The following is a 21,995-nucleotide window of genomic DNA, read 5'->3' as shown; positions in this document are numbered from 1 at the left end:
CCGGCCCCGATCCGGCGGTCGCGGCGAGGATGCGGCGCGGCCGGCGGGCGGCCGGAAGGGTGTGGGGTGGGCGGGGGCGTCGCTCGGGAACGTCGCTCGCGGCGGCGTGAGCGGCGAGGGATGGGGCGGATAGCGCGAAAGGCCGTCCGGGTGGCGTGTCACGCCTGTCCCGTCGGCCTCTTTTGCCGTCGACAACGGGGGTTTAGTGTGGGGACGGGGGAGGGCAACCCCCGTCCCCACCGATGGTGCACACACGCACGAAGTGGAATTGGCGTCCGTCGTGCGCGTCGCGCGGGAGCCGGGCCACGCGAGTGGCTCTGGTTCCACCTCCCTCCGTCTGGCGGGTGGCGGCCGGCGGCGGCGTCCGGGCTGGTCCGCCGTCGGCCTCTGGGCCGACGCGCCGGGCACGGGTGTACCCGGCGATCCAGTACTTATATCTCCGTCGATGGAAGCGCTCCCATCGGCGATGCTGCGACTGTAACGCTCGTCACGGGTTTGGAAAAGACCCTAAACGAGATCGAAACATGGAAGCGCGTATCTGCCCTGGCCGTTGTGGTGGGAGCGCTTCCATGTCACACTCTCGTCACGCAGCGCGGAGCCAGTGAACGCGAGCGCGGGCCGCCGAGGGCACCCGGTGACGAACCGGTGCGGCGCCCCGATCCCCGGCACGGCCGGGACGACCACCTTTCCGGACGCCTCCGTCCCCCCGCGTACGCCCGTCGTCGCGTGGAGGCGCCCTGCCGGGGCCCCGAGGTCCCGGCCCGGTCCGAGGAGACACCGCCCACATGAGACTTCTGGCCAGACGTCGCCGTACGGCGATGGTCGCCGCCACCGCCCTCGTCATAGGCGGGGTGGCCCTGCCCGCGGGCGCCGCACAGGCCGCGCCCGCCTGCGACGTGACCTATGCGACGACCGACTGGAACAACGGGTTCACCGCCAACGTCACCATCAAGAACCTGGGTGACGCGCTGAACAACTGGTCGCTGAAGTTCGCCTTCCCGAACAGCAGCCAGCGCGTGGTTCAGGGCTGGTCGGCCCGGTGGAGCCAGTCCGGCAGCGAGGTCACCGCGACGAACGAGTCGTGGAACGGCAGCCTGCCCACCGGCGCGTCCACCAGCATCGGCTTCAACGGCAGCTACAGCGGCAGCAACCCGAAGCCCACCGCGTTCACCCTCAACGGGGTCGCCTGCAACGGCGCGCAGACCAACCAGCCGCCGACGGTCTCCCTGAGCGTGCCGGCCGGCCCGTTCGAGGCGCCGGCGGACGTCCCGCTGACCGCGACCGCGAGCGACACCGACGGCACCATCAGCAAGGTCGAGTTCTACCGCAACGGCCTGCTCGTCAACACCGACACCACCGCGCCGTACGGTTACGACCTGCTCGACCTGCCGGCCGGCAGCTACACGGTGCAGGCCAAGGCGTACGACAACGCGGGCGGCACGGCGGTCTCGGAGAAGTCGTTCACAGTGACCGCGGCGAGCGGGCCGAAGCTGGTCGCCAGCCCGTCGGCGGTCACCGTGTCCGAGGGCGGCAGCGCCACGGTCCGGTACACGCTCAGCGCGGCACCCACCGCCAACGTCCCGGTGACCCTCGCCGTCACCGGCGACAGCGACATCACCGTCTCGCCGTCCACGCTGACGCTCACCCCGAGCAACTGGAGCACCGGCGTCACCGCGACGGTCTCCGCCGCGGAGGACGCCGACACGGTCGGCGGCACCGCCACGATCACCGCGTCGGCCACCGGCTACGCGCCGATCTCCGTCGTGGCCACCGAGGCGGACAACGACACCCCCGGCGGCGACAACGCCTACATCAAGAAGTTCCTCGACCAGTACGGCAAGATCAAGAACTCGGGCTACTTCAGCCCCGAGGGCGTGCCGTACCACTCGATCGAGACGCTCATCGTCGAGGCGCCCGACCACGGCCACGAGACCACCTCGGAGGCGTTCAGCTTCTGGCTCTGGCTGGAGGCGCAGTACGGCCGGGTCACCCAGAACTGGGCCCCGTTCAACAACGCCTGGACGGTGATGGAAAAATATATTATTCCGAATCATTCAGACCAGGCGACGGCCGGTTCGCCCGGCACCCCGCAGTACGCCGCCGAGCACAACCTGCCCAGCCAGTACCCGTCGGCGCTGGAGGCCAGCGTCCCGGTCGGCCAGGACCCGCTGCGCTCGGAGCTGCAGTCCACCTACGGCACCGGTGACATCTACGGCATGCACTGGCTGCTGGACGTGGACAACACCTACGGCTTCGGCCGCTGCGGCGACGGCACCACGCGGCCCGCGTACATCAACACGTTCCAGCGGGGCACCCAGGAGTCGGTGTGGGAGACCGTGCCGCAGCCGTCCTGCGACACGTTCAAGCACGGCGGTCCGAACGGCTACCTGGACCTGTTCGTCAAGGAGTCCAGCGCCCCGGCCAAGCAGTGGAAGTACACAAACGCCCCGGACGCCGACGCGCGTGCCGTCCAGGCCGCCTACTGGGCGCTGACCTGGGCCAAGGCGCAGGGTAAGCAGGCCGACGTCGCGGCCACCGTGGCCAAGGCCGCCAAGATGGGCGACTACCTGCGTTACGCGCTGTTCGACAAGTACTTCAAGAAGATCGGCAACTGCGTCGGGGCGAGCACCTGCCCGGCCGGCAGCGGCCGTGACTCGGCGCACTACCTGCTCTCCTGGTACTACGCCTGGGGCGGCGCGTACGACGCCTCGCAGAACTGGTCGTGGCGGATCGGCTCCAGCCACAGCCACTTCGGCTACCAGAACCCGTTCGCGGCCTGGGCGATGACGAACGTCGCGGAGCTGAAGCCGAAGTCGCCGACCGCGGTCTCCGACTGGCAGAAGAGCCTCGACCGGCAGCTCGAGTTCTACACCTGGCTCCAGTCCGCCGAGGGCGGCATCGCCGGTGGCGCCACGAACAGCTGGGACGGCAGCTACGCCCAGCCGCCGGCCGGCACCGCCACCTTCTACGGCATGTACTACGACGTCGACCCGGTCTACAACGACCCGCCGTCGAACCAGTGGTTCGGCATGCAGGCCTGGTCGATGCAGCGCATCGCCGAGCTCTACCTGGAGACCGGCAACGCGAAGGCCAAGGCGCTGCTGGACAAGTGGGTGCCGTGGGCGATCGCGAACACCACGCTGGGCACCAACTGGTCGATCCCGTCGGACATGAAGTGGACGGGCCAGCCGGCCAACTGGAACCCGAGCAGCCCGCAGCCGAACAGCAACCTGCACGTCGAGGTGACGGTGAAGGGCCAGGACGTCGGCGTCGCCGGCGCCTACGCCCGCACGCTCATCGCGTACGCGGCCAAGTCCGGCAACACCGCGGCGAAGGACACCGCCAAGGGCCTGCTGGACGCGCTCTCGGCGTCCGCCGACAGCAAGGGCGTCTCGACGCCGGAGAAGCGCGGCGACTACAAGCGCTTCGACGACGTCTACAACGCCGCCGACGGCCAGGGTCTCTACGTGCCCAACGGCTGGACCGGGAAGATGCCCAACGGCGACGCGATCGCCCCGGGCAAGAGCTTCCTGGACATCCGGTCGTTCTACAAGAACGACCCGGACTGGCCGAAGGTGCAGGCGTACCTGAACGGCGGTCCCGAGCCGGTCTTCAACTACCACCGGTTCTGGGCGCAGGCGGACATCGCCATGGCGTACGCCGACTACGGCACCTACTTCCCGCAGGGGTGAGGTGACCCCTCCTCCGCGGGCGGGCGCGAGCCCGCCCGCGGAGGAGGCCGACCCGGCCGATGGGGGAACGGAGCGGCCGGGTCGGCGAACGGCCTGACGCCCACGGTCAGGCCGGGTGGGCCGGCCGTCCGGCCGACGCAGCGGACCGGCCGGCCCACCACTCCGCCCGGCGACGACCCATGGCGCGAAAAGGCACGCGAAATTCAGCGGTCCAGGGATCACATCCGGGCCGTGGACGGAGTAACGTATTTGACGGAGAGGCCGCTCCCCCCGTGGCGGCCTCTCCATTATTCTGTGCGCGGCGCTCTACGGTCCGTGTCCATCGGGTGCCGCAGCCCCGGATGCCCGGCCGGCAGTGAGCGCCGGATCACCACCCAGCTCCCCGCCAGCGCCGCCGCGATCAGCGGCCAGGTCAGCGCCGCCCGCGCCACCGTCAGCGCGACCACCTGCCCGGACAGCCACAGCGGCACGAACACCGCGACGCGCAGCACGTAGCTGGCGGTCCACACCCAGCTGCCCCGGCCGTACGCCCGCAGCAGCGCCGGGTCGCGCCGCCACCGGGTCCGCTGGCCCAGCGCCGTGCCGACCACCACACCCAGCAGCGGCCACCGCACCACGATGCTCACCGCCCAGGCCAGCGCGCTCGCCGCGTTGGCGGCGATCTGGAGCAGGAAGAAGTCGGCGGCCCGGCCGGTCCGCAACGCGATCAGCGCGGCCACGCAGACCGCGAGCAGCCCGACCAGCACCGAGCGGGGCCGGTCGCCGCGTCGCCACCGCCAGCCGGCCACCGCCGTGCCGGTCAGCACCGCCGCGAGCACGCCGCCGCCCAGCCCGCCGAGCGCCCAGCCGAGCCCGAACGCCAGCGCGGGAAGCGTCGCGTCCACCGCCCCGCGCCGGCCGCCGAGCAGGTCGGCCAGCGACTCCGGCCGGGGCTCGCCCTCCGGTCGCGGCCCTGGCGTGCCGGTCACGGCCCACCTCCTCACATCGCCCGCCTCACCGTACGCCGCCGCCGCTGGCGCTCCGCCGCGCGCCGGAGCGGACCTACCGTTAAGTTGTCCGGGTGCGTGAGACGGCGAGGGGTTGGACGGCGGTCTGGTTGGTCGTACTGGCCCTACTCCAGACAGCCGCGTTCGGGCTGGTGTGGCGCTTCGCCGTACACACCGAACTGGGGCAGTGGCTGGACACGGTGGCGTTGACCGGCAACCGGATCGGCCAGGACCGCATCGACGGTCCGGTGGACACGATCCTCAACGCCATGTCGGTGGTGTCGCTGCTGGCCGCGACCGCCGTGATCGGTTTCATCGCGCTGATCCGGGGCCGCAAGGCGCTCGCCGTCACCGCGACGCTGCTGATCGCCGGCGCGAACGTGACCACGCAACTGCTCAAGCACTACCTGGTCCGGCCCGACTTCGGCATCGACCCGGAACGGGCCGCCGCCGGCAACAGCCTGCCCAGCGGGCACACCGCCGTGGCGGCCTCGGTGGCGATCGCGCTGATCCTGGTGCTGCCGCGCAAGGTGCGGGCGGCCGGTGCGTTCCTCGGCGCCGGGTACGCCGCCGCCGCCGGCGTCGCCACGCTCTCCGCCGGCTGGCACCGGCCCAGCGACGCGGTCGCCGCGTACCTGGTGGTCGGCGCCTGGGCCGCGGTCGCCGGACTGGTGCTGCTGTTCTTCCAGCGGGAGCAGGCGGTGGTCGAGCCGGGCGACGCGCACCGGGTGGCCGGCGCCGTGCTCGGCGGCATCGGCGTGGTGGCCCTGCTGGCCTGCGCGGTGGCGCTGTCCTGGCTGGTCGACCGCTCCACCGTCCCGGTCGAGGCGCTGGGCCGCCGCCCGCTGTTCGTCGGGTACGCGGGCAGCGCGGCCGGCATCGGCGGCACGGTCGCCGTGGTGGCCGCGCTGGTGCTGGTCGTGGTGCACCGGCTGGTGCCCCGCTGGAAGGGCTGACCCGCCGTGAGCGACGTACCGGCGGCGTTCCGGTCCGAGTGCGAGCGCCTGGAACGGGTGCTGCGCGACCTGGACGACGCCGCGCTGGACCGGCCCACGCCGTGCCCGCCCTGGTCGGTACGGGACCTGGTCGCGCACGTGAGCACCGGAGCCGGACGCCTGGCGGGGATGCTCGCCGAGCCCGCGCCGCCCCGGGCCGAGGTCGACGCGGCCGCCTACTTCGGCGCGGCCAAGTTCAGCCCGCCGGTCGACCTCGACCGCGTCGAGTCCGCGCGGCGGGCGGCGCGGGAGCACCCGGGCGCGGCCGCCGTGGCCGGGGAGTTCGGCCGGGCCTGGCGGGCCACCGGCGAGGCGGTCGCCGTCGCGCCGCCAGGCCGGGTGGTACGCACCCGGCACGGTGACGCGATGGCGCTGGCGGAGTTCCTGCGTACCCGTGTGGTGGAGGTCGCGGTGCACGGCCTGGACCTGGCCGACGCGCTGGACCGGCCGCCGTGGCTGACCCCGGCCGCGGCGGACGTGGTGGTCGGGGTGCTCACCGGCGGCGTGCCGGTGCCGCCGGGCCTGAGCTGGGACGCGCTGACCGTGCTGCGCAAGGCCACCGGTCGGCTGCCGCTCACCGGCGACGAGCGCGCCCAGCTGGCGCGGGCGGGCATCGGCCGGCTGGCCTTCGGCGGCTGACCTCAGCGCGCCGCGCAGCGCCGCAGGTGCGCCAGCACGATCGGGTCGATCCGGCCGGGCACGAAGCGTTCCTCCAGGTTCTCCAGGCCGCTCCAGGCCGCCAGCGCGTCGTCCAGGCCGGCCGGGCCGACCGGGTGGCCGGTGGCGGCGAGCAGCTCCGCCACCTCGGCCGCGAGCGGACCGGCGAGGTCACGCAGCGAGGCCGGGTCGGGGCGGCCGAACAGCATGTGGTGGATGTCGAGCAGGCGGCTCAGCTCGGAGACCGGGTCCACGTGGTCGTCCACGCGCAGGTCCACCAGCTCGTCGCCGGTGCCGGCGTAACCGCCGTGGCGCCGCACCACGAGCATCGCCGCGCTCTGCCGGCCGCGCCGGTCGCCGCCGGCCTGGTCACCGGCGATGAGCGCGGCCAGCAGGCGTTGCGGGAACGGCAGATCCACGCGGGCCAGCCAGGCGTCGCGCAGCGCGTCGATCACCTGCGGCCCGCTCAGGATGTTGCCCTGCGCGGCCCAGCCGTCGCCGGCCTGCCCACCGGCCCACGGGTGGCAGCGCGTCCCGGTCCAGGTCGCCCCGTCGCCGGCCGCCCCGACCACGGCGAGCTGCCGGTCGTCGCGGCCGGGGTCGGCGGCCACCAGCCCGGCCACCGCGTCGGTGGCGCTGACGCCGGTACGCAGCAGCGCGAGCGCCTGCGACCGGTAGGCGAGGTTGGCGTGCGCCTGGGTGGCGACCGCTCCCACCTGCGCCTCAGCCGCCGGCACCAGCGCCCCGGCGGCGAGGAACCGGCTGGCCACGACGACGCCGTGCAGGAGCCCGTCGGCGGAGCGGGCGACGAGCGAGAAGGTCACGCGCGGATCGTAGCCCGGGTGCGGCGTGCGGGACCGGCGTCGCCGCCCGATCGCCCATATCGGCCTGGATCTTGCTCCCGGCGGTGCCGGACGGGCACGATCGACGGGTGACGAACCGATGGGGCATGACCGTGCCGCTGGGCGGCATCCCGCTCGCCGACCACGCCGCCGTCTACGCGGCCCTCGACGACGCCGGGTTCACCGACGTGTGGTCGTCGGAGGTGGCCGGCGCGGACGCGTTCACCCCGCTGGCCCTGGCCGCGGCCTGGTCGCCGCGGCTGCGGCTGGGCACCGCGATCACGCCGGTGTTCACCCGCGGGCCGGGACTGCTCGCGATGAGCGCCGCCGCGCTGGCCGAGGCCGCGCCGGGCCGCTTCGCGCTCGGCGTCGGCGCGTCGTCGCCGGTGCTGGTGCGCGACTGGAACGCGATCGAGTTCGACGAGCCGTTCAAGCGCACCCGGGACGTGCTGCGGTTCCTGCGGGCCGCGTTGCGCGGCGAGACAGTCGACGGCGCGTTCGACACGTTCGCCGTCCGCAAGTTCACGCTGGAACGCCCGCCCGCCGTGCCGCCGCCGGTCGTGCTGGCCGCGTTGCGCCCCGGCATGCTGCGCCTGGCCGCCGCCGAGGCCGACGGGGTGATCCTCAACTGGCTGTCCGCCGAGGACGTGCCGACAGCGCTGGCCGAGGTGGGCGAGCGCCGGCCCGGCTTCGAGGTGGCCGCCCGCATCTTCGTCTGCCCGACCGAGGACGCCACGTACGCCCGCGCGCTGGGCCGTCGCATGATCACCGGCTATCTGACGGTGCCCGCGTACGCCGCGTTCCACAGGTGGCTGGGCCGCGAGGACTCGCTCGGCCCGATGTGGCAGGCGTGGGCGGCGGGCGACCGGCGGGGCGCCTCCGCCGCCGTACCGGACGAGGTGGTCGACGCGCTGGTGCCGCACGGCTCACCCGAGCAGTGCGTGGCCGCCGTCCGCCGCTACGCCGACAACGGCGTGGACGTGCCGGTGGTCGCGGTGCTGCCCACGCCCGAGATCACCGAGGGTGGCGCGGCGGCCTGGATGGACCTGCTGCCCCGGCTCGCCCCCGGGAAGGTGGCCTGAGATGAACCTGACCGACCGGGTTGTGGTGATCACCGGCGGGGCCGGCGGGATCGGTGCGGCGCTGGGCCGCCGGTTCGCCGCCGAGGGCGCCGCCGCTGTCGTCCTGGCCGACCTGGCCGCCGACGCGGCCCGCGCCACCGCCGAGGCGATCGGCCCGGTGGCCAGCGGCGTCGGGCTCGACGTCACCGACGAGGCGGCGGTACGCGCCCTCGTCGAGGAGACCGAGCGCCGCCACGGCCGGATCGACCTGTTCTGCGCCAACGCGGGCGTGGCCACCGGCGGCGGCATCGACGCGCCCGACGCGGAGTGGGACCGGGCCTGGCGGGTGAACGTGCTCGGGCACGTGCACAGCGCCCGCGCGGTGCTGCCCGGCATGCTCCGCCGGGGCCAGGGCCACCTGCTGCTCACCTGCTCGGCGGCGGGTGTGCTCACCGCGGTCGGCGACGCCCCCTACACCGCCACCAAGCACGCGGCGGTCGGTCTCGCCGAATGGCTGGCGATCACCTACCGGGACGCCGGGATCCGGGTCAGCGCGCTGTGCCCGCAGGGCGTGGACACCCCGATGCTCGCCGACGGCCTCGCCGAGGGGCATCTGGGCGCCCGGGTGATCGCCGCGTCCGGGACGATCCTCACAGCGGACCAGGTCGCCGACTCGGTGATCGCCGGGCTGGCCGAGGAGCGGTTCCTGATCCTGCCGCACCCGGAGGTGGCCGACTACGCCCGCCGCCGCGCCGAGGATCCGGACGGCTGGCAGGCCGGGCTGCGCAAACTCGTCCGCAAGCTGCGCGCTGCCGACCGCTGAGCCCGGCCCGTCACTGCGGATTCCCGGGTACGGCGGGTCGCACCCGGCGGCGGGCCGCATCCGGCCGGTCGGCCGCCGTACGCCCGGCCAGGCCTGTCAGCGGCGCCACCGCAGCGGCCCCGGGTGGACCGTCCACAGCAGCCGGCCCCACCGCGACCGCGCCGCCCGCAGCGTATCGCCGAAGCCCTGACTCAGCCGCGCGGCCCGCTCCGCCTGTTCCGGCGTGACACTGACACTGCCCGGCGCGAAGCCTGCCTGGTTGAGCAGGGCGGCCAGCTCGTCGACCGCCGACTCGTCCGGACCGCCGGACGCCGTGCCGTCCCCGGCCCGGTCCGTGAGCCCGGCCGCGCCGTCCCTGATCCGGTCCGTGGGCTCGGCCGCGTTCCCTCTGGATCGGGCCGCGCGGGCATCGGCGAGCGTCCGGCGGGCCCGCTCGGCGACCTCGGCCGCCGTCAGGTCCGGCCCGACCGGGTGCCCGGCCAGGCGCAGCGCGTCCGCCAGCTCCCGCCACGCGCCCGCGACCCGCGCCTGCGGGTCACCGGCCTCGAGGCGGGAGCGGGTCAGCCGGCGGCGCATCGCGTACAGCACCGCCAGCACCGCGCCGACCAGCAACGCCAGCCCGCCGACGCCGCCGACGACCAGCAGCGGCGTACCGAGCCCGCTCTCGTCCCGGCCGGGGGCGGGCGCGGCGGCCGGGGGCGTGGCGCTCGGCTCCTCGGTGGGCGCGGGCACTTCCGACAGCGGCGGATCCTCCGGCTTCGGCCGGAAGTCCTCCTCCACCGGGCGGGGCTCGGAGTCCGGGCGCGGCATCGGGTCGAACGGCACCCAGCCGACGCCGTCGAACAGCACTTCCGGCCAGGCGTACGCGTCGGCGGCCCGTACCGGACCGTCGCCCCTCGGCTCGAACCCGACCACCACCCGGGTCGGCAGGCCGGCGAGGCGGCCGAGCACCGCGAACGCGGCGGCGAACTGCTCCGAGGTGCCCCGCTGCCCGCCGCCGTTGCGCGGTCCGAACAGGAAGAACGCCAGGTTCGGGTACGCGTGCCCGCTGGGCGCGTCAGCTGTCACCCGGTAGTGCTCGGCCAGGAACGCGGCGATCGCGTCGGCGCGCGCGTACGGGGCGCCGTTCGACTCGGCGAGCTGGGTGGCGAGCCGTCGCAGCGGCTCCGGCGCCCCGTCGGCCACCCGCAGCACCCGGGCCACCTCGTCACCGGCGGGCACGTTCGCCGTGCTCAGCAGGTTCACATCCGGGCGCTCCCGAATCGAGGACACCTCGTACCGCAGCCCGGGCGCGAGCCCTTCCGGCCGGATCAGCGTCCCGGTCGCCGGGTCGTACGCCACCCGCGCGCCGGTCACCTCGCGCGGCGTGGGCACCGCCGGCAGCAGCCGCCCGGTCAGGTCGCCGACGGTGATCTGCTGGCGCACCTCGTCGGTGCCCGTGCCCGGGGGCGGCTCGGCGGCGGGCAGGATCCGCCCCGCGTTGCGGTACGTCGCGCCGACCCGCCAGGTCACCCCGTCGTAGTCGCTGAGCACCGCCAGCCGGATCCGCGGCGGCCCGCCCTCGCCGGCGCCCGCGACGGTGCGCACGTCGAGCAGCCGCTGATCAGGGTTCAGCGCCCACCCGGAGATCCGGATCAGCGGGTTCTCGTCCAGCGACTCCACCCGCGGCGGCTCCACGTAGCGGCGTGGGTCGACCGGCCGCTCGTCGACCTGGGCGGCGACCACCGGGGCGAGCAGCGCCGCCAGCGCCACCACCACCGCCAGCCCGGCCGCGCTCGCCGCCGCCAGCCGCAGGCGCACCGCCGCGCGTACCGCAGGGGTCAGACCGGCGACCGGATCGGGTGCCGGGCCGTCGCGGCGTCCGGGCGTCGCCAGGCCGGCCGCCGCGACGGCCGCGAACAGCACAGTCGGGCCGATCGCCGGATCCGCGTTCGGCCCGACCACGTAGAGCGCGCCGGCGTAGAGCAGCGCCGGCGGCAGGTAGCCCAGCAGCACCCGTCCGGCCCGCAACGCCACCTCGGCGGCGGTCAGCCCGGCCAGCCACGCGGCCACCACCGGGACCAGCACGGTGTCCGGTGCCGGCTCGACCGGGATCATCGCGGTGAGCAGCCGGGGGATCGCGTTGCGGGCCGCGTCGGCGGCCACCTCGCCGAGCCCGCCCGGCAGCGCCGCGTGCGCGGCGGCCAGCCGCAGCGACAGCAGCGTCCACCCGGCCAGCGCGGCCACCGACAGCGGCGCCACCAGCCAGGACGGCAGCCGCCGCGCGGCCACGCTGACCAGCACCGAACCGATTGCCGCACCGGCCATCAGCCGGGTCGGCAGCGGGTCCGCGTACACCCGGCCCAGCACCACGCCGGAGAGCGCGACCAGCACGACCAACGCGGCCGGCACGGGCACGGCCCGCAACACCCGGACCGCGCGCGCCGCCGCGCCGGTGCGCGGCGGCGTCACCACCGGCGGACCCCGTCCCACTCGGCGGCGAACGCCGCGCCGTCGGCCGCGTCCAGCACGGTGAGGCCCGCCGTGCCGGCCGCCGTCGGACCGTCCGCGCCGAACATCCCCACCACCACCGAGGGGTACGCGCCACGCAACGCGCCCACGTGCCCCAGGTCGTCGCGGCCACCCGGCCCGGTCAGGAAGACGAGCGTGTCGCCGAGCCGGTCCCGGCGCAGCCGCCCGGTCGCGGCGGGCAGCACGTCCGGCCCGGCGTCCGCCAGGTCCACCGCGGCCAGCCGGTCCAGCGACCCGGCCGCTCCGGCGGGCTCCACCTCGGCGGGTACGACGAGCAGCAGGTGCACCGGCAGGTCCTCCCGCACGGCGGCGGCCACCACCGACGCCGCCGCCTCGCACGCCGACTCGAACGACTCCGCGACGCCACCGGAACGGCCGGGATGCGCCGACGCCCGGTTGTCCAGCACCACCACCAGGCGCGGCAGGCTGGTGTCCACGTTCTCCCGAACCATCAGCTCACCCACCCGGGCGCTGGTGCGCCAGTGCACGCGGCGCAACTCGTCGCCCACCACGTACTCCCGCAGCGAGTCGAACGTGATCGACCCGTGCGGCACGCTGTCGGTGCGCCCGTCCAGGCTGCGTCCCGCGCCGGTGGGCACCGCGGAGAGGGGATGGATGCGCGGGTGCACCCACACCGGCACCGTGCCGCCGTAGCCGCGCGCCAGCGCCACCAGGCCCAGCGGATCCCGGCGCACCACCCGCAGCGGCCCCACCGGCACCACCCCACGCCGCTGCGTCGGCACGTCGTACCGCACCACGGTGTCCCGGCCCGGACGCAACCGCAGCAGCGGCACCGGCACCAGCGCCCCGGCGCAGCGGTCCTCGGCCACCAGGTTCGCCGCGCGCAGCCGGCCGGTGTTGCGCACCGTCAGCTCCATCGCCGCCGGCTCACCCCGGGCCACCCGGTCCGGGTCGGCCCGCCGCGCCACGCTCAGCCGGGGCCGCCAGGCCGCGTTCACCACGGCATAGCCGACCGCCACCCCGGCCGCCGCGCCGAGCACAGTCAGCTCCGGGTACGCGTACCGGAACCCCACGCCGAGCAGCACCAGGGCGGCGACAAGTAACCCGACCCCACGGGCGGTGATCCCCACGCTCAGCCGTGCACCGCTGTGGCCTGGCCCGTCGGCAGCGGCACCGGCACCGACGCGACCGCCTGGCGCAGCACCTCGGCGGGCGTGACGCCGCGCACCTGCGCGTCGGGGGTGAGCAGCAGCCGGTGCGCGAACACCGGTTCGACGAGCGCCTTCAGGTCCTCCGGCATGATCCAGCCCCGGCCGTCGATCAGCGCGTACGCGCACGCCGCGCGGGTCAGCGCGATCACCCCGCGCGGGCTCACCCCGACCCGCACCTGCGCATGGGTACGCGTCGCCGCGGCCAGTCGCACCGCGTACGCGTAGAGCGGCTCGGCGATGTGCACCCGCCGGGCCATCTTCACCATCTCGCCCACAGTGGCGGTGTCGGTGACCGGGCTCAGCGAGTCGGGGGAGCGGACCGTGGCGCCGCGCAGCACCTCCACCTCGACCGCCTCGTCCGGGTAGCCGACCGAGAGCTTCACCAGGAACCGGTCGAGCTGCGCCTCGGGCAGCCGGTAGGTGCCGTCCATCTCCACCGGGTTCTGCGTGGCCACCACCAGGAACGGCTGCGGCACCGGGTGCCGTACGCCGTCCACTGTGACGGTCCGCTCCTCCATCACCTCAAGCAGCGCCGACTGCGTCTTCGGCGACGCCCGGTTGATCTCGTCGGCGATCACGATGTTGGCGAACACCGGCCCCGGGTGGAACTCGAAACCCCGGCTGGCCTGGTTGAAGATGGTCACGCCTGACACGTCGGAGGGGAGCAGGTCCGGCGTGAACTGGATCCGCCGCCACTGTCCCTTCACAGTCGCCGCGATTGCCCGCGCCAGCGTGGTCTTGCCGACGCCCGGTACGTCCTCCAGCAGCACGTGCCCCTGCGCGAACAGCGCGGTCAGCGCCAGCCGCACCACCTGCGGCTTGCCCAGCACGACCGCGTTGACGTTGTCGGCCAGCCGGGCGGCCAGGGCGGCGAAGCCCTGCACCTCCGGCTGGCTGAGCGGTTCGTGCGTGTTCACTGATGCGCCTCTCGTGCGGTCAGCAGGTGGGCAGGACGCCGAGGTCGTCGCCGCCCTCCAGGTTGAGCCAGGCCCACGGGATGTACGTCTTGCCCTTGTAGTCCACCTGGATCCACCAGGTGCTCTTCTTGTTGTTGTTGTAGATCCAGGCGTCGACGTCCTCGCCCTTCACCTTGCAGTACGTGCGCAGCCGCCGGCCGTCCGGCACCCAGCCCGCCTGCCGGTCGTTGTCCTGCCTCGGCACCTCGAAGATCTCGTTGCCGTTGCGGCCGTCGACGTCCTTGTCGCAGTACGTCCGCTGGTCGCCGTCCGGACCGTTCTTGCAGGTGGCGATGCCGTACAGCGGGTCTGTGCCCTGCGCCCGGGAAGCGGTGCCCTTACCGGCGGCGTTGCTCGCGGTCAGCGTCACCGTGTACGCGGTACCCGGCGTCAGCCCGGTCACCCGCAGGCTGGAACAGCTTCCGCTGGCCGTCTTCCCGCCGGTCGCGGCCGTGCAGGTGGCCCGGCCGCCGCCCGCGTCCACGGTGAACGTCACAGTCACCGACGTGGCGTCCGCTGACGAACCGGTCACCGTGATCCGGGGCTCGGCCACCGTGCGCGCGGTGGTGCTCGCCTCCGGTCCCGGCCCGGCCTCGTTCACCGCCTTGACCTTCACCGTCACGTTCTGCCCGTTGCCCAGCCCGCCCACGGTGGCCCGCACGTCGGTCACCTCGACGGTCTTGCCGGCCGCCTCGACCAGGTACTTCGTCACCGGCCGGCCGTTGTCCAGGGCCGGGGACCACTGCACGGCGACGGTGCCCGGCTGGTCGGCGACTGTGGACGCGCGCAGCTCGGTCGGTGCCTTCGGCACGGTGAACGGCACCACCGTGTTGCTCACCGGTGACGCCTTCGACCCGGCGCCCTTCTCACTCACGGCGGTCACCGTGAACGCGTACTGGGTGCCGTACTCCAGTTGCCCGGCCGGCACCACCAGCTCCGTCTTCGGCGACTCGCCGGCCGGGGCGCTCGCGCCCGCCGAGGTCGCCGTCACCGCGTACTTCGCGATCTTGTTGCCCTGGCCGTCGGCCTCGGGCCAGCTCACCCGCACCGTGCCGTCCGGCCGCGCCTCGGCGGTCACCGACGCCGGTGGGTCCGGCACCTCGGCCGTCGGCACCACCGGGTTGCTGCGCCGCGCGGGCCCCTCGCCCTTGGCGTTCACCGCGTGCACCGAGAACGTGTACGTCTCACCGTTCGTCAGGCCGGTGATCTCCAGTGCACGCTGGTTCGCGCCGACCTGGTGGGTCTGACCGGCGCCCTCCACCACGTACCGGGTGATCTCGGCGCCGTTCGACGCGGCGGCCTGCCAGCTCACCCGGGCCGACGCGTCACCGGCGGCGGCGGTGACCGACTTCGGGGCACCCGGCTTGGACACCTTCGGCTTCTTCGGCGGGGGCGGCGGCGGAGCGACCGGCGGCGGGCCGCCTCCGAGCACGTCGTTTGCGTACTTGTCGACCTCACGCACCTGGTTGCGGTCGTCGACCACCTGCGCCGTCGACGAGTCGGGCGGGTTGATGAACAGGTGGTTCTCGCGCACCTCCAGCTCGACCGGGCCGGGCCGGCCGGAGCCCTTGACGGTCTGCACGAGCTGACCCTCGGCGTCGAAGGCGTACACCGTGCCGGTGTTCTCGTCGGCGCAGTAGAACCGGCCCGCCCACGCCACCGCCGGGCTGAGCCGGACGCCGTCGCCCGGCACCGTGAACCGCTTCACCTCGCGGCTGTCCCGCACCACGTGCACCGACCGTTCACCGGGAACCGTCACCGGCACCTGCTGCCCGCTGGTACGCGTCGGCAGGTAGCCCGGCGCGGTCATGCTCAGCTGCGCCCGCTTCGTCTGCCCGCCGACCACAGTCACCAGCGACGTCGAGGTGCGGTCCAGCACCGCCACGCCCTCGTCCAGCGTGGACACCACCAGCTCGTGCGCCGGCTCGGCCACGTCGTACGTCTCCACGCGCTTCGGGCTGAGCCCGGCGGGCGGCGCGTCACCCGGCGTCTCCGGCAGCTCGGCGGCGGTCACCGCCGAGACGGTGCCCTCGCTCGGCACCGCGACCCACAGCTTGCCGGCGCCGTCGAACGTGCCGCCGGTGATGCCCGGCGGGTAGCGGACCGGCTCACCCACAGGTGTCAGGGCGCGCGGGTCGAGCTGCCGCACGATGCCCTGCACCGCGTCCACCACGAACGCCGCGTCCTCGTGCAGCGCCACGCTCACCCCGAGCCCCGGCGCGGTCGGTGTGGTGGCGGTGATCTGCAACGTCGCCAGGTCCAGCGAGCTGACCCGACCGGTGTTGAGGTCGCGCAGGATCAGCAGCCGGTCGGTCTGGGCCACCTGCATCTGGTGCCGCCGCCCGCCCGGCACCTCCATCCGGGTGTCCACCCTCGCCGTGACACCGTTGACCCGGGCCAGCTCGCTGCGGGTGGTGCTCCACAACCAGGAGGACGCGTCGAAGCTCGCCACCGCGTTGTCGGCGGCACCCAGCCCGAGCACCGTCAGGCCCATCGCGGCCAGCAGCGCGGCCACCGTGCCGATGGTGACGAGTCCGCCGCGCATCCGCGACCGTGGCCGGGCCGGCGCCGGCCCGGTGCCCGTGACGTCCTCAATGGTGGTCACTGCCGGCTGCCTCCCCGCGTCGGTGGGGGAGGGACACCGAGCACGGCCGACCCTCCCCAGAGCCGGGAGCCATCATAGGTGCCGCCCGGAGCCGGTGAAACCCGCACCGTCCTCCTGTGGACACCGAGCGTGTCGCCCGAGGCGCTCAGTTCGCCGTGCCGCCGGCCTCCCGGTCCGTGCAGACCTGACCCGAGGTGGCGTACGAGTCGGTCGAGTAGACGGCCAGCACCGTGAAGCAGTAGTCCAGCTTCGCGCTCAACCCGTTCACCGTGTAGCGGGTCTGCCCGGCGTCGACAGTCGCCATCACCCCGAGCTTCTGCCCGGCCCGGCCACCCGCCACCACGAACGGCACCCCGCCGTTCGTCGGATCGGTCCAGGTCACCGTGACGGTGGTGGTGTCGTCGCGTAGCTTCAGGTCCCCCGGCGGCGGACCGGCCACCTTCGGCGACGCGGCACCGGACGCGGGCACGGGGGCCGGTGGCGGCGCTGCCTCCCGGTTCAGCAACACCGCGCCGATACCGACCGCGGCCAGCACCGCGAGCACCGCACCGCCGACGACCAGGGCCAGCACCGTCCGACCGGACCGCTCCGGCTCTATCGGGTACGCGTCCGGCGGCTGGACCGGCGGCGGCTGGTGGAACATCGGCGGGGTCGCCGGCCAGGCGCCCGGCTCCGGCTGGCCCGGCTCGCCCGGCGGCTCCGGCCGGGCGGGCTCGGGGAAGTCCAGCAGGTCCTCGTAGATCGTCATCTGCCGGTTCGGCTCCGCCGTGTCGGAGCCCGGCCCGTCCGCCGCGTCGGCGGGTGCCGGTTCGTCCTCGTCCGGCTCCGGGGCGGTGGGCCGGTCGACCGGCTGGGACGGGGCGGCGCTGCTCCACGGCGGCGCGACCATGCCCCACGGCGGTACGGAGGAACCGCTGACGGGTGCCGCGCTGACCGGTGCGGCGGGTGGTCCGCTGACGGGCGGTGGATAGGTGCCGGGGGGAGCGCTGACCGGCGGGTACCCGGCGGGCGGCGCGCTGACCGCTGGCGGGTAGGCGGGCGCGGGTGGTGCGCTGATCGGCGGTCCAGGAGGACCGCTGACGGGTGGTGCGCCGGCCAGCGACGGGTAGCCGGATCCGGGTGGCGCGCTGATCGGCGCAGCGCTGGCGTGTGGAGCGCTGATCTGGGGCGCGGCGGGCGGCGATGGCGCGTCTGCCGCCGGGGCACCGGCTGCGGGCGCGCCCACGGTGCTCGGCACACCCGGCGAGGGCGCGCTCGGCTGCATCACGCTCGCGGCAGCGTCGCCGTCACCCGTAGCCGGCGGTCCGCTGATCGGGGATGTGCTCGCCGGCGGCGCGCTCACCGCAGGCGTCACGGACGAGGCGGCCTCGGACGAGACGGCGGGCGGCGCGCTGATCGGCGGTGATCCCTCGGGCCGTCCGCTGGGCGAGGGCGCGCCGATCGGAGGGCTGCTGACCGGCCTTGCGCCGGCCGGGGTCTCGCTGGCGGCGCCGGTCACCGTGGGCTTGGCCGGGGCGCCGGGGGCCGCCGTCGCGGCGTTGCGCGCCGCCTCCTCTTCCAGCAGCGGGCCGATCTGCTGCACCTGGATCGTCGGCTTGTCCCAGCCCGGTCCACCCGGGACAGGCGGTGTCGTACCCGGGCCGGAAACGTCGGTGCCGGTGCCGGTGCCGGTGCCGACCGTCCGCTCCGCGGCAGGCCGTGGGGGAGCGGTTGCCTCGGCCGTGGGAGTCGCCCGCGGGGCGGGTGCCGGTCGCGGCGGTACAGGTGCGGAGGCCGGCGTCGGTGCGGTGGCAGCGGCCGGCGCCGACTCGGCCACCGGCTGGGGCGTGGGCGCCGGTGGCGCTGCCGCGGCCGGAGGGGTGACCGGTTGCGGAGCGGGCGGGGACGACACCGGCGGGACGACCGGAACGGCCGGTGGCGGAGGCAGGTCGCCGGCTGCCGGAGCCGGCACGCGAGGCGCCGGCGGCAGGACGGCCGGAGGCGGCGGCAGGAGTCCCGCCGAGGGCGCCCGCGACGGTGGCGGAGTGATCCCGGCAGGCGGCACCTCGGTGACCGGCGGCGCGGGCGGCGGCGGGATGACCGGCGGGGGCGGAAGTGGGGATGTGCCGGCGGTTCCCGGCATCGGCAGCGCGGGAGCGCCGATGGTTCCGGGCATCTGTGCGGGTGCCTGCGGAGGCGTGCCGGCGGTGGCCGGGTGCGAAGGCGTGACGGGGGTGCGGGGCGGCACCGGGGTCACACCGGGAGCGGCGGCCGGTCGGCCGTACGTCGCCGGTGGTGCCTGGGGGACACGCTGCGCCGGGGGAACCGGGATGACGCCCTGAGCCGGGGGCACGGGGCGGACACCGGGAACCTGCGGGGCTGTCCCGGCAGCCGGTGGCCTCGCCGGGGCGGTGGGTTCGACGGGCACTACCGGGAAGCGGGTCGTCGCCTCATCCGTGATGGGCGCGAACCGCGTGGTCGCCTCCTCGGTGATGGGCGCGAACCGGGTCGTCGCCTCGGAGGCAGGCGGCGAGGGCGGCGCCCACGGACTCGCGGGTCCGCTCGGTCCGGTTGCGGGAGGCTGCTGCGGCGGGGCAGGTGCCACAGGGGGTGGCGGAGCGACCCGCGGGTTCGGCGCGGACTGAGCCGGCTGCGCGGCGTGGGGCGCCTGCGGTGCCGGGCCCGGGCGGGGAGCCCACTGCGAACCGGGTACCGGCGGACTCGCCCCGGGCACACCCGGGGTGACGGGCCGAGGCGGTGCGGGCGGGTGCGGTGGAGTGACCGCCCGCAGCGAGACGGTGGGCTCGGACAGCCCGTGACCGGGGTACCCGGAGGAGGCGGGACCGGGCCGGGCCGGACCAGGGCTTCCCGGCAGCGCCGGATCGGGGCTTGCGGGCGGGCCCTGGTTCGGATGCCGGGGCAGGGACTGATCGGGGTGCCCGGGGCGGCCCGGATTCGGGTATCCGGGCAGGGTCGGAGCGGCGTGCGGACCGGCAGCGGCGGCGAAGCCGCCGGGGAAGGGGCCATAGCCCGCGGGAGCGGCGGCGGAGCCGCCGAGGTACTGGCGGGCCGCGCGTACCGCTGGGTGGTCCGGACCGAGCACGGCGGGCCCTACGGTCGCCACGCGGCTGTAGTTGCGGCGGGCCTCGTGCCGGTTGCCAAGCTCCTCGGACACCCCGGCCAGGTCGAAGCTGAGCGCGAGCATCAGCGGGTCGGCCTCGCCGCGGCGGCGCTCGCCGGCGGCGTAGGCCTCTTCGAGTACGCGCCGGGCGGCGGCCGGGTCGTCGGCCTCGCGGTGCAGCCGGGCCAGCAGGTGACCGGTGGCCATGACGTCCTGGTGGTCCTCGCCGTACGCCGGGCGTGCCGCGATGATCGCGTCGGCGAGCAGGCGGCGGGCGCTTGTCAGGTCACCCGCGGCGCGCAGCGCGAGGGCCTGGTGTTGAGTGGCGATCAACGGGGAGGGGTGGGACACGTGAGCAATGCTGCCCGGAATCGCCTGTTGCGCGCTACCCACGCGATTGTTGTGGCAGCTGACCTGCGCAAACGTGCCGCCCGGGAGCTGATGTGCATGATCGTTCTGGGCCGTGTACAGTAATGCCCCGTGCGGCCCGCCGGGCCGACCGATGCGGCGAGTAACTCACATTGGTCGACCAGGTAGGCTGGTACGTGCAGGTCCGGGTGGCGGAATGGCAGACGCGCTAGCTTGAGGTGCTAGTGCCCGTATAGGGCGTGGGGGTTCAAGTCCCCCCTCGGACACATCATTACCACATATCGATCATGATCCGCGCAGGTTGACCTGCGCGGATTTTTCTATGGTTGGTGTGCAGTGTTCCTGGTCGCAGACGATGGTGATCTTCCTCCCGTGTAGGAGTGTGACCCTGCTGCTCCATCGTCTTGGCAGCCCGCTCAAGTTGCTCATACAACTGCCCAACGGCGTGCAGGCGTCGAGCCTCGTCGGACCATGCCTGCCATTGCTCAACCCAAGCGTCGAAAGCACGCACAATCCGTCCAGGCGGTGCCTCGCGACTGTCATCGCCGCTCAGCCGAGCGTCCAACAGGCGCGGCACAGAACCAGCGAACCCGCCCACGGAGTCCATGTCGATCCACTCGTGCAGCACCTCCGGCGGCGCCGGCTCCGCTGGTGGCCGAGACGGACGCAGCCGCATGATCACATCATCGGCAGGGCTAGCCATCCACTGAACGCCCCGCGGCAGGGCATCGAGCCAGATGACGGGATCAGGCGCGTCCGGATCTTCCAGAATGTCACAAACTGGGTCCCGCTCGACTGCGGCCGTCACCTCAGCGAGAAACTCGACCAACTTCGTTGTCTTCTCGATCGCATCCTGACTGAGAGTCACGCTCGCATGCACCCCCTGTTAGTTGACGGGCAACGTCACAGACTGCGCTGCCTACAACCAAGATCACAAGGGTGATGCCGTGCGTGCAGCATGAGTGAACCCTCCGAGCAGGGCGCGGACCAAAATCGGGCGCCCGTCGCCACCTCACCTCTGCAGTGTTCGCGGGCGGTGCCGCGATAGTCTGCAACGGATGAAGCCGTCGGCTCGAAGGTGAGGCTTGCCCAATGGGTACCAGCTATGAACCGATGACTCTGACCAGGTTGGCCACCCATCTGGCATCCGCTGACACCGACCAGACTCGCTGGAAGCTCATATGGGAGTTTCTGGAGGAGTACCGCTGGGAGCCCGCCGACACCAGGGTCGACCTGTTGCGAGATGAGCCCGGGCTAACCGAGGACCCACGGTGGGACGCGCTGCTTGCCGCGCTCGCGGAGCACCTGCTAGCTCAGGCAGATCTTGCTCCGCCCGCATGGGTCGACGCACGTGTGCTGCGCCGGGCATGGTTCCCGGCCGAACTGGCCATTCACCGGGCCGACGCCCTGGCATGGGCCCCGGCTGCATTCCGGAAGCACGGTGTGTACCTGTCCGTTCACGACCTGGCCGCGGCGTGAGCGGATCAGACGGCGTCCTCATGGGGCGCGCGGAACTCGAACGCGCGTTCGCTCACCTGGGCGACCGGCTTGTCCGCCGCGGAGTCGTCGCTGACATCTTCATTGTGGGTGGTGCCGCGATGGCGCTCGCCTACGACGCGAAACGGGTGACCAGGGACGTTGACGCGATGTTCGTTCCGCACGGAGTTGTCCTCGATGAGGCGCGTGCAGTGGCCGACGAGCTGGGGCTACCGCCGTGGTGGCTCAACGAGCAGGCCAGCGTGTACGTGTCCGGCAAGGACGACCCGGGCAAGCGGCGGGTCTTCGACCACCCTGGCCTGCGCGTGATGGCGGCCTCTCCGGAGCACATCTTCGCGATGAAGGCGCTCGCGGCGCGAACCCGCGACGTGGACGACCTTCGCGCCCTGGCGGCGCTGGCCAAGGTGACGACGGTGGACGACGCTGTACGTCTGTGTGCCGACTTCTACCCCGACGAAGCGATCTCGCCACGAGCAATGGGAGTTATCCGCGAACTTTTCGGATGATGCGGACCCCCGGCAGCTCGGCAGTCAGATCACTTTCGATTGCTCAGGCATTTAAGCAGGATTCCCACCTGTCCGCGGAAAGCGCGTGAAACGTGACCGTAAAGCGGGCGCTTGCTCAGAATCCTATCTACGGTTGTTCGCCTCGGACATGGAACAGTTGGTGCCGTCGGGGGAGAGGTGCTGCGGGAATCTGCCGTTCCTGTCAGCGTCGTGCGACGACAGG

Annotated in this window: 15 protein-coding genes, 1 tRNA gene and 1 pseudogene; 8 read left to right on the top strand and 9 right to left on the bottom strand. The window is 74.0% G+C overall.

Features of this window, described 5'->3' with window-relative positions; translation table 11 throughout:
- The first annotated feature begins 794 nt into the window (after nucleotides 1–794).
- Nucleotides 795–3,692 (top strand): glycoside hydrolase family 48 protein, encoded by a 2,898-nt coding sequence (locus ACGFIA_RS07410; RefSeq protein WP_393259323.1) that lies wholly within the window; start codon nucleotides 795–797, stop codon nucleotides 3,690–3,692.
- Nucleotides 3,693–3,979: 287 nt separating this feature from the next.
- Here ACGFIA_RS07410 and ACGFIA_RS07405 read toward each other — a convergent pair whose 3' ends face one another.
- Nucleotides 3,980–4,660, bottom strand: a complete 681-nt coding sequence (locus tag ACGFIA_RS07405; RefSeq protein ID WP_357386605.1) for a DUF3159 domain-containing protein — start codon at nucleotides 4,658–4,660, stop codon at nucleotides 3,980–3,982.
- A gap of 92 nt (nucleotides 4,661–4,752) precedes the next feature.
- Here ACGFIA_RS07405 and ACGFIA_RS07400 point away from each other — a divergent pair, with 92 nt between their 5' ends.
- On the top strand, nucleotides 4,753–5,634 hold the full coding sequence (locus tag ACGFIA_RS07400) for a phosphatase PAP2 family protein (protein WP_357477106.1): 882 nt from the start codon (nucleotides 4,753–4,755) through the stop codon (nucleotides 5,632–5,634).
- 6 nt (nucleotides 5,635–5,640) lie between these two features.
- Nucleotides 5,641–6,312, top strand: a complete 672-nt coding sequence (locus ACGFIA_RS07395) for a maleylpyruvate isomerase N-terminal domain-containing protein (RefSeq protein ID WP_357386609.1) — start codon at nucleotides 5,641–5,643, stop codon at nucleotides 6,310–6,312.
- Nucleotides 6,313–6,314: 2 nt separating this feature from the next.
- Here ACGFIA_RS07395 and ACGFIA_RS07390 read toward each other — a convergent pair whose 3' ends face one another.
- A complete protein-coding gene (locus tag ACGFIA_RS07390) occupies nucleotides 6,315–7,154 on the bottom strand; it encodes a DUF1028 domain-containing protein (protein WP_393259074.1) in 840 nt (279 codons plus the stop codon).
- 125 nt (nucleotides 7,155–7,279) lie between these two features.
- Here ACGFIA_RS07390 and ACGFIA_RS07385 point away from each other — a divergent pair, with 125 nt between their 5' ends.
- Both ACGFIA_RS07385 and ACGFIA_RS07380 read left to right on the top strand, forming a co-directional pair.
- On the top strand, nucleotides 7,280–8,254 hold the full coding sequence (locus ACGFIA_RS07385; protein WP_357477287.1) for an LLM class F420-dependent oxidoreductase: 975 nt from the start codon (nucleotides 7,280–7,282) through the stop codon (nucleotides 8,252–8,254).
- Nucleotide 8,255: 1 nt separating this feature from the next.
- Nucleotides 8,256–9,056: an SDR family oxidoreductase gene (locus tag ACGFIA_RS07380; RefSeq protein WP_393259072.1), complete on the top strand. Its 801-nt coding sequence runs from the start codon at nucleotides 8,256–8,258 to the stop codon at nucleotides 9,054–9,056.
- Between the two features lie 96 nt (nucleotides 9,057–9,152).
- On the opposite strand, the gene ACGFIA_RS07375 is transcribed toward ACGFIA_RS07380, so the two are convergent.
- The 6 genes and pseudogenes from ACGFIA_RS07375 to ACGFIA_RS07350 form a co-directional block, all read right to left on the bottom strand.
- On the bottom strand, nucleotides 9,153–11,510 hold the full coding sequence (locus ACGFIA_RS07375) for a transglutaminaseTgpA domain-containing protein (protein ID WP_393259070.1): 2,358 nt from the start codon (nucleotides 11,508–11,510) through the stop codon (nucleotides 9,153–9,155).
- Nucleotides 11,504–12,658 (bottom strand): DUF58 domain-containing protein, encoded by a 1,155-nt coding sequence (locus ACGFIA_RS07370; RefSeq protein ID WP_393259068.1) that lies wholly within the window; start codon nucleotides 12,656–12,658, stop codon nucleotides 11,504–11,506. The genes ACGFIA_RS07375 and ACGFIA_RS07370 overlap by 7 nt, the downstream gene beginning before the upstream one ends.
- Before the next feature lie 2 nt (nucleotides 12,659–12,660).
- Entirely contained in the window at nucleotides 12,661–13,656 is a 996-nt protein-coding gene (locus ACGFIA_RS07365) for a MoxR family ATPase (RefSeq protein WP_357386619.1), read from the bottom strand.
- A 19-nt stretch (nucleotides 13,657–13,675) separates the two neighbouring features.
- Nucleotides 13,676–16,240, bottom strand: a complete 2,565-nt coding sequence (locus ACGFIA_RS07360; protein ID WP_393259321.1) for a fibronectin type III domain-containing protein — start codon at nucleotides 16,238–16,240, stop codon at nucleotides 13,676–13,678.
- Nucleotides 16,241–16,445: 205 nt separating this feature from the next.
- Nucleotides 16,446–17,882: a hypothetical protein gene (locus ACGFIA_RS07355; protein ID WP_357477292.1), complete on the bottom strand. Its 1,437-nt coding sequence runs from the start codon at nucleotides 17,880–17,882 to the stop codon at nucleotides 16,446–16,448.
- 1,695 nt (nucleotides 17,883–19,577) lie between these two features.
- Nucleotides 19,578–19,751, bottom strand: a pseudogene (locus ACGFIA_RS07350) (hypothetical protein); the annotation flags it as partial.
- A gap of 200 nt (nucleotides 19,752–19,951) precedes the next feature.
- Here ACGFIA_RS07350 and ACGFIA_RS07345 point away from each other — a divergent pair.
- Nucleotides 19,952–20,035, top strand: a tRNA-Leu gene (locus ACGFIA_RS07345).
- A gap of 5 nt (nucleotides 20,036–20,040) precedes the next feature.
- Here ACGFIA_RS07345 and ACGFIA_RS07340 read toward each other — a convergent pair.
- Nucleotides 20,041–20,637 (bottom strand): hypothetical protein, encoded by a 597-nt coding sequence (locus tag ACGFIA_RS07340; RefSeq protein ID WP_357477120.1) that lies wholly within the window; start codon nucleotides 20,635–20,637, stop codon nucleotides 20,041–20,043.
- Nucleotides 20,638–20,861: 224 nt separating this feature from the next.
- On the opposite strand from ACGFIA_RS07340, the gene ACGFIA_RS07335 reads away from it, so the two are divergent.
- Nucleotides 20,862–21,248, top strand: coding sequence for a hypothetical protein (locus ACGFIA_RS07335; RefSeq protein ID WP_357477123.1), 387 nt, complete (start codon nucleotides 20,862–20,864; stop codon nucleotides 21,246–21,248).
- Nucleotides 21,245–21,772 carry a DUF6036 family nucleotidyltransferase gene (locus ACGFIA_RS07330; protein WP_357477126.1) on the top strand — a complete coding sequence of 176 codons (528 nt, stop codon included), beginning with the start codon at nucleotides 21,245–21,247 and terminating at the stop codon, nucleotides 21,770–21,772. The genes ACGFIA_RS07335 and ACGFIA_RS07330 overlap by 4 nt, the downstream gene beginning before the upstream one ends.
- Nucleotides 21,773–21,995: the final 223 nt, after the last annotated feature.

The organism is Micromonospora sp. NPDC049203, from assembly GCF_043197215.1.
Taxonomy (GTDB): domain Bacteria; phylum Actinomycetota; class Actinomycetes; order Mycobacteriales; family Micromonosporaceae; genus Micromonospora.
Note: the sequence above shows the minus strand (reverse complement) of the source record. Positions and strands in the feature narration are given on the sequence as shown.

Coding starts and splice junctions, on each gene's coding strand:
- ACGFIA_RS07385 (WP_357477287.1), top strand. CDS start 7,280: ATGACCGTGCCGCTGGGCGGCATCCCGCTCGCCGACCACGCCGCCGTC.
- ACGFIA_RS07380 (WP_393259072.1), top strand. CDS start 8,256: ATGAACCTGACCGACCGGGTTGTGGTGATCACCGGCGGGGCCGGCGGG.
- ACGFIA_RS07335 (WP_357477123.1), top strand. CDS start 20,862: ATGGGTACCAGCTATGAACCGATGACTCTGACCAGGTTGGCCACCCAT.
- ACGFIA_RS07360 (WP_393259321.1), bottom strand. CDS start 16,240: ATGCGCGGCGGACTCGTCACCATCGGCACGGTGGCCGCGCTGCTGGCC.